Annotated in this window: 7 protein-coding genes and 1 pseudogene; 4 read left to right on the top strand and 4 right to left on the bottom strand. The window is 69.6% G+C overall.

Features of this window, described 5'->3' with window-relative positions:
• The 4 genes and pseudogenes from WBA11_RS17000 to WBA11_RS16985 form a co-directional block, all read right to left on the bottom strand.
• Positions 1–396 (bottom strand): annotated as a pseudogene (locus WBA11_RS17000) (hypothetical protein); the annotation flags it as partial.
• A gap of 147 nt (positions 397–543) precedes the next feature.
• Entirely contained in the window at positions 544–1,209 is a 666-nt protein-coding gene (gene folE, locus WBA11_RS16995; RefSeq protein ID WP_424521833.1) for a GTP cyclohydrolase I FolE, read from the bottom strand.
• Positions 1,199–1,606: a 6-pyruvoyl trahydropterin synthase family protein gene (locus WBA11_RS16990; protein ID WP_424521832.1), complete on the bottom strand. Its 408-nt coding sequence runs from the start codon at positions 1,604–1,606 to the stop codon at positions 1,199–1,201. Before WBA11_RS16990 ends, folE begins: the two co-directional genes overlap by 11 nt.
• A 280-nt stretch (positions 1,607–1,886) precedes the next feature.
• Positions 1,887–2,357, bottom strand: a complete 471-nt coding sequence (locus WBA11_RS16985) for a hypothetical protein (protein ID WP_424521831.1) — start codon at positions 2,355–2,357, stop codon at positions 1,887–1,889.
• 214 nt (positions 2,358–2,571) lie between these two features.
• Between WBA11_RS16985 and WBA11_RS16980 the strand changes: the two genes are divergently transcribed.
• The 4 genes from WBA11_RS16980 to WBA11_RS16965 all read left to right on the top strand — a co-directional run.
• Entirely contained in the window at positions 2,572–5,175 is a 2,604-nt protein-coding gene (locus WBA11_RS16980) for a DUF4344 domain-containing metallopeptidase (RefSeq protein WP_424521830.1), read from the top strand.
• Between the two features lie 159 nt (positions 5,176–5,334).
• A complete protein-coding gene (locus WBA11_RS16975; protein WP_424521829.1) occupies positions 5,335–5,709 on the top strand; it encodes a histidine triad nucleotide-binding protein in 375 nt (124 codons plus the stop codon).
• Between the two features lie 77 nt (positions 5,710–5,786).
• On the top strand, positions 5,787–6,551 hold the full coding sequence (locus WBA11_RS16970; RefSeq protein WP_424521828.1) for an ABC transporter ATP-binding protein: 765 nt from the start codon (positions 5,787–5,789) through the stop codon (positions 6,549–6,551).
• Positions 6,552–6,789: 238 nt separating this feature from the next.
• The coding region (locus WBA11_RS16965) for an SDR family NAD(P)-dependent oxidoreductase (protein WP_424521827.1) at positions 6,790–7,031 on the top strand (242 nt) is incomplete at its 3' end.

The raw sequence follows: 7,031 nt of genomic DNA, 5'->3' as shown, positions 1-7,031 counted from the left end.
GGGCTCCTCTTGGTCGCCCAGGAGACCTCCAAGCACGACGGCCGCAACCAAGGCTCCGCCGACCAAGAGGGCAGCTAGGAGCGGAAGTAGCCACTTGTTTTTCTTCGGCTCCGTTGGAGGAGCCACTGCCACTGGGCGCGGAGGACGGGGCGGAGCCACCGCGGCCCCATCGCCTGCTGCGAGCGCCCGCGCGGCATCCCACCGCGCCGGTGTAGAGTGCCCGTTCGGGCATCCGCCGACGGCCTCCCAGGTCTCCCGGAGCGACACCAGCCCGCACGTCTCGCACAGCACGACCTCGTTGGTCGGCCGGAACGGCGTCTTGGTCAGCGGGTCCTCCACGTGGGCGCGGAGGAAGCGGGCGTCGGCCGCGGCGTCGAGACGGTGGAACTCAGACACGGCAGGGTCGGGCAGGGGGCGGCCAAGCTAGCGCGCCCTCGAGGACGTGTCCTTCACGCGGGCTCACCGCCCTCGAGGACGGTGCGTGTCGGCCCGGGATCCGTCGGGTCAACGTCCGACTTCGAGGCCGGTCCGTCCTCGAGGACGCTACCCCGCGATCAGGCGCATGAATTCGGCCCGCGTGTCCGTGTTGTCCAAGAACACGCCGCTCATGGCGCTGGTCGTCGTGTGCGAGTTCTGCTTCTCGGCCCCGCGCATCATCATGCACAAGTGCTGCGCCTCGATCACGACCGCGACGCCTTCGGGCTGGAGGACACGGTCGACGGCGTCGCGGATCTGAATCGTCAGGCGCTCCTGGACCTGCAAGCGTCGCGCGAACACGTCCACGACGCGCGGGATCTTGCTCAGCCCCACGATCCGGCCGTCCGGGATGTAGGCGACGTGCGCCTTGCCGAAGAACGGGAGCGCGTGGTGCTCGCACAGCGAGTAGACCTCGATGTCCTTGACGAGCACCATCTGCGAGTGGTCCTCTTGGAAGAGGGCGCTACGCAGGATGGCGTCCGGGTCGAGGTCGTAGCCGTGGGTCAGGAACTGCCACGCCTTCGCGACGCGCTCGGGCGTCTTCAGCAACCCCTCGCGCTCCGGGTCCTCCCCGATCAGCTCGAGCTGCCGACGCGTCACGTCCGCGAGCGCCTCGGTCGTCTCGGTGTGGTAGACGTCGCGGCGCTCGTAGCGGAGCGGCGACTCGGGAGCGGTGCCGTCGGCCTGGCTACGCCCGCCTGACGGTTCGAGGCCGGATGCGTTAGTCGCCACGGTACACGACGGAGTTGTTGTGGGTCTCGCGCAACGACACCTCGTAGAGCCCGTCGACGTGGGGCGCGAGCCGTTGCCAGATCGCGACGGCGAGCGTCTCCGTCGAGGTCTTCTTGCCCTCCAAGAAGGGCACGTCGAGGTTGAGGTTCTTGTGGTCGAGCGGCTGGATCACTTCGGCCTCGATGACGCGCTTCAAGAGCGCCAGGTCGATGACAAACCCCGTTTCGGGGTCGGGCTCGCCGGCCACGGTCACGTCGAGCTCGTAGTTGTGGCCGTGCCAGTTGGGGCTGTTGCACTTGCCGAACGTGTCCCGATTCCACTCGTCGGACTGGTCCGGGTTGTGGAGCCGGTGGGCGGCGTTGAAGTGCGCCTTGCGGGTGACGTAGACGGTAGGCATCGAGGTCGGGAGCGGTCCCGCAGCCAACCGACGGGCGCGGGCGCCGTTCCGTCCGACCTCGGGAGCCCCCACGGATGCGGCCAGCGAACGCGACCTCGGAGGCAGGGTCCCGTCAGGCCACCCACATCGGCACCTCGACGCGGGTCCATCCTCGAGGACGACGTCTTCCGTCGCGAAGACGCGGCCTCGAGGACGACTCAGGCAGGTCGCCCGGTCCCGGTCGGCAATCGCGGTGTCGCGAGCCTAGGGCGTCGGCAGCGGAGCGTCCTTCGAGTCGGCGTCACGGCGTGGCGAGCGCGTCCTCGAGGAACCCCTGGAGAAGGTCCATCTGGCCGCGCCCACGCCGTTGCCCAGCGCGCGCGAAGGCGTAGGTCGCGAGGGCACCGAGGGCCGTCGCCAGAAGGACCCAGAGCGCCCACGGCGGCTGCCCCAGCGTCCACTGGACGAACGCGAAGCCAGCCGCGAAGACGGCCCCGAAGGCGCAGACGGCGTAGGAGGCGGCGAACAAGCTCCAGATCGACGGCTTGGGACCGAACAAGCCCCGCACCAGCGTCCCCTCCGGGTGGCCGACCAGGTCGAGCGAAAGGAACGGCGACCACACGCGCTCCTGGGCACGGGGCACGTGGAGGACGGCGTGGTTGCCGTAGACCTCGCCCCGGCACGGTGCGTCGGCGGCATCGAGTGCTGCGCGGAGCCGCCCGGGCGCGGCCAGGGCCGGGCACGGGGCCACGGACTCGAAGCGGGGGCGCATCTTCCCAATCATGGCGACGACGGCGTGCGACCCCAACGTACGGCGGCGGACCTCAGCCCAGACCGGACTCGGCCTCGAGGACGAAGCACGCGCCCTCGGGAACCGCAAGACCGGCGGAGCCGACGGTCCCCCGCAAAGGGGAGGACGGTGCACGGCGTCCAGTCTATCCTTCGCACTGGACTCACCTGACGTGCCCGTGTCTCTGTCTCGCTTTTTGCCCCTCGTCCTCCTGCTCGTCGCGGCTCCACTCGCGGCCCAAACCTTCGGGTCCGGCGCGCGCGTCATCCGCGACGGCGACGGCCTCGAGGGCGCGCTCACGTCGTCGGACCCGACGCTCGACGACGGCTCCCACGTCGACCTCTACCGCTACATCGGCGTGCCGGGCGAGACGGTCGTGTTCACGTTGCAGTCGGACGACTTCGACGCGTTCATGCAGGCCGGCCCGGTCACGAACGGCCAGTACCGGCTCGAGGTCTCGGACGACGACAGCGGCGGCGGTACCAACTCTGAGCTGACGATCACCGTCGGCCCTTCGGGCGAGTACGCGATCCAGGCCAACTCGCTCTCGGGCGGATCGACGGGCCGCTACACCTTGTTTGCCGAGTCCCTCGGCGGCGGCGACGTCCCCTCGACGGGGCCGGGCGTGATCCGCGCGGGCGAGACGGTCAGCGGGCGCCTCGACGGCTCCGACCCCGTCCTCGATGACGGCTCGCACTACGAGACCTACGCCTACGTCGGGTCGCCGGGTGACGAGATCTCGATCACGATGCGCTCGGTGGAGCTCGACGCGTTCCTGAGCGGAGGCCCCCTCGAGGGCGACACGTTCGAGGTCGTGGACCTCGACGACGACGGCGCGGGTGGGACCGACGCCCAGCTCATCGTGACCGTCGGGCCGAGCGGGACGTACGGCATCCGGGCCAATACCTTCGAGGGCGGACAAGTGGGCGCCTACACCCTCGAGGTCGAGTCCCTGGGCAGCGCGCCGGTCACGTCGTCGGGCAGCGGCGTGCGATCCGTCCTCGAGGCCGGCGACTCGGTCAGCGGGTCGCTGGGGAGTGGGGACAACCAGCTCTCGGACGACTCGTACTACGACCTCTACACGTACCAGGGCGCGCCGGGCGAGGAGATCGAGGTCTTTATGGCCTCGGCCGATTTCGACACCTACTTGCTGGGCGGGCCGAGCGAGAGCGACGCGTTCTCCGGCGCCCACACCGACGACGACGGCGGCGGCGGCACCAACTCCCAGCTCCGTGTCACGACGGGCTCGGACGGGCGGTATTCGATCATCGCCAACGCCTTCCGGCCCGATGCCCGAGGCGACTACCAGATCACGGTCCGGTCGCTCGCGACGACCAGCAACGACCTGCCCGGCGTGCTCGCCGTCGGCCTCGGCGAGACGGTCAGCGGGCGGCTGGACACCTCCGATCCCGTCCTCGACGACGGCTCCTACTACGACTTCTACGCGTACACCGGCACGCCCGGCCAGGACGTCGTCATCACGCTGTCGTCGGACGACTTCGACCCGTACGTGATGCTCAACCGCGTCTTCGGCGGCGAGTTCGAGTCCATCGCCCAGGACGACGACGGCGGACCGGGCATCGACGCTCGCATTCGGACGCGGATCGGACCGAGCGGGACCTACGTGATCGTCGCCAACTCGTTCGCCCAGGCCGCGACAGGCGCCTACACCCTGTCCGTCGACCGGGCTCAGGATGTCGCGGACGGCGCCGCCGACACGGGCTTCCCAACGCTGACGACCGGCACCCCGGCCCAAGGCCGCCTGTCGACGGACGACACCGCCCTGGCCGACGAGTCGTTCGCGGACCTGTACGTCTTCGACGGCACGCCCGGTGACGAGATCGCGGTGACGCTGCGCTCGACGGAGTTCGACGCCTACCTCACCATCGGCACCATCGAGGGCGGGGACGTCGAGGTCGTGGGCCGCGACGACGACGGCGGCGGCGGGAGCGACGCTCGCGTTCGGTTCACGGTCGGGGCCAGCGGCACGTACGCGGTCCAGGCCAACTCGTACGGGCCGGGTGAGACCGGGGCGTACACCCTCACCGCGGAGCGCTTGGGCTCGAGCGCGGACGGGGGCACGTCCGCTCCGGCACCGACCACGAACGCGAGGTTTGCGGGCAAGTGGGCACCGGTGACCTACGACGAGACCTCCTCCTACGCCGCGATCCGGGACGAAGTGCAGGGCGCGCGGCGGCTCGAGACGGTCGTGCAGCGGCTCAACGCGGCCTACCCGCTTCCCCAGAACGTGTCGGTCAGCTTCGAGGAGTGCGGCCAGCCGAACGCGTTCTACAACCCGAGCGCGGGCGCCGTCTCGTTCTGCTACGAGATGATGGACTACATGAGCCGCGTGCTGGGCGAGCAAGTCGGGCCGGAGCGGCTGACCGAGGCCATCGACGGCGCGTACCGGTTCATCATGCTCCACGAGGTCGGTCACGCGCTGACGCACCAGCTCGACCTGCCGATCACCGGGCGCGAGGAGGACGTGGCAGACCAGTTCGCGACGCTGGCGCTCATCCGCCAAGGCGACAAAGGGGCGCAGTCGGCCATCGACGGCGTGTTGGCGCTCCAGGGCCGCAGCGAGTTCGGCGCGTCTGACTATGCCGGAGAGCACTCGCTCGGCCCGCAGCGGCTCTACAACGTCGCGTGCTGGGTGTTCGGGTCGGACCCGGACAAGTACATCGGGCTGGTCAACGACGACGGTGGCCTGCCGGTCGCGCGAGCCCGTCGCTGCCCCGGCGAGTTCGCCCAGATGGAGAAGTCCTTCGACCGGCTGCTGAGCCTGGTCTACAACGAGTAGTCGTCCTCGAGGACGCGCGCTCACGTTCTCCGTCCTCTGATGAGGAGGGGGACCGCCCGAGTGACCTCGAGGTCGGATGGGGCGGTCGCGTCGAGGTCGAGCGGACGGCCTGGGGGCGAGACGCCGTTCCGCCCGACGTCGTCCTCGAGCCCGCTTAGCTTGGCCACCTCCCACGCCGATACCGACCTCGTGGCCGACGACAAGACCCTCTTCCAGAAGATCGCCGACGGCGAGATCCCGGCCGACATCGTCCTCGAGGACGAGCATGCGGTCGCGTTCCGCGACATCAACCCCGTCGCGCCGACGCACGTCCTGATCGTCCCTCGCGCGCCGATCCCCCGCGCGGACGCGGTCGAGCCTGAGGACGAGGCGCTCATCGGTCACCTGTTCACGGTCGCCCGAAAGGTGGCCAAGCAGGAAGGTCTCGAGGACTACCGCCTGGTCGTCAACAACGGCGCGGGCGCGGGGCAGACGGTGTTTCACTTGCATGTCCACCTGATCGGTGGGCGCGACCTCCGGTGGCCGCCCGGATAGGGTGTTAGGGATTGGGGCTTAGGGATTGGGGTCTCCCCTCCTAGTCCCCAAACCCCAACACCCAAACCCCAATACCCATGATCACTGTCCAGGGTGTCCACGTCGCCATCGACGGCACGCCGATCCTGACCGACGTCTCCTTCGAGGTCGCGACCGGATCGGTGGCGGGCTACGTCGGCCCAAACGGGGCGGGCAAGACGACGACGATGCGGCTGCTGACGGGCGCGCTCATCGCGGACTCGGGCCGCGTCGAGGTCGGAGGCGTCGACGTCAAGGTCGATCCCGTCGAGGTCAAGCGCCGGTTCGGATACGTCCCCGAGCACGGCCACGTCTACGAGAGCTTCACGCCGCGCGAGTACCTCACGTTCATCGGTCGGATGCACCGGCTCTCGGAGGCCGAGATCACGAGCCGCACCGCCGCGCACCTCACGTTCTGGGACCTCGAGGACGCCGGCGACCGCTCGATGGTCGGCTTCTCGAAGGGCATGAAGCAGAAGGTCCTGATCTCGGCCGCGCTCCTGCACGACCCGCCAGTCCTCCTCCTGGACGAGCCCCTCGGCGGCCTCGACGCGCACGCCGTCCTCCAAACGCGAGCCCTCCTGCGGACGCTGGCCGCGAAGGGGCGGACCATCTTCTACTCGTCGCACCTGCTGGACGCCGTCGAGAAAGTGGCGGACCTGGTGATCGTCGTCCGCGACGGGCAGATCCTGCAGACGGGCTCGCCGGAGGAGATCACGACGCTGGGCGGCGGTGGCTCCCTCGAGGACGCGTTCGGCAAGCTGACCGCGGCGGCGGACGCCTACGACGAGGCGGAGATGCTGGTCGCGGACGCGTTCCGGTAGAGGGTTCAGGGTTCAAGTGCTGCGACTCCGAGGCGGGCGGCATCCTCGAGGTCGGCGGACCAACGTGGCAGAGGGATCGTCCTCGAGGTCGCCGAGGGCTGCGAGCCAACCTTCAAACGACCCATCTCTCACGCCGAGTGTCGTCCTCGAGGACGGAGGCCGAACCTCGAGGGCGGTGCGGGCTTCAAGGTCAGGCGGATCGCCCTGACCGCGTCGCCACCTCGAGACCATCAAACCCATGCAGAAAACCGCTCTCGTCACCGGCGCCGCCAGCGGCATCGGCCGCGCCATCGCTCTCCGCTATGCCACGGCTGGCGCGCGCGTCGTCGTCTCGGACGTGGACGAAGACGGGGGCATCGAGACCGTCAGCCTCATCGAGCAGGCAGGCGGCACGGCGCGCTTCGTCGCGGCCGACGTATCCGATCCAGATGCGTGCGCGGAGCTGGTATCGCGGACCGTCGAGGCCTACAGTGGGCTGAA

It is taken from the genome of Rubrivirga sp., assembly GCF_049648075.1.
Taxonomy (GTDB): Bacteria; Bacteroidota; Rhodothermia; order Rhodothermales; family Rubricoccaceae; genus Rubrivirga.
This window is presented reverse-complemented; position numbering and strand designations above follow the sequence as displayed.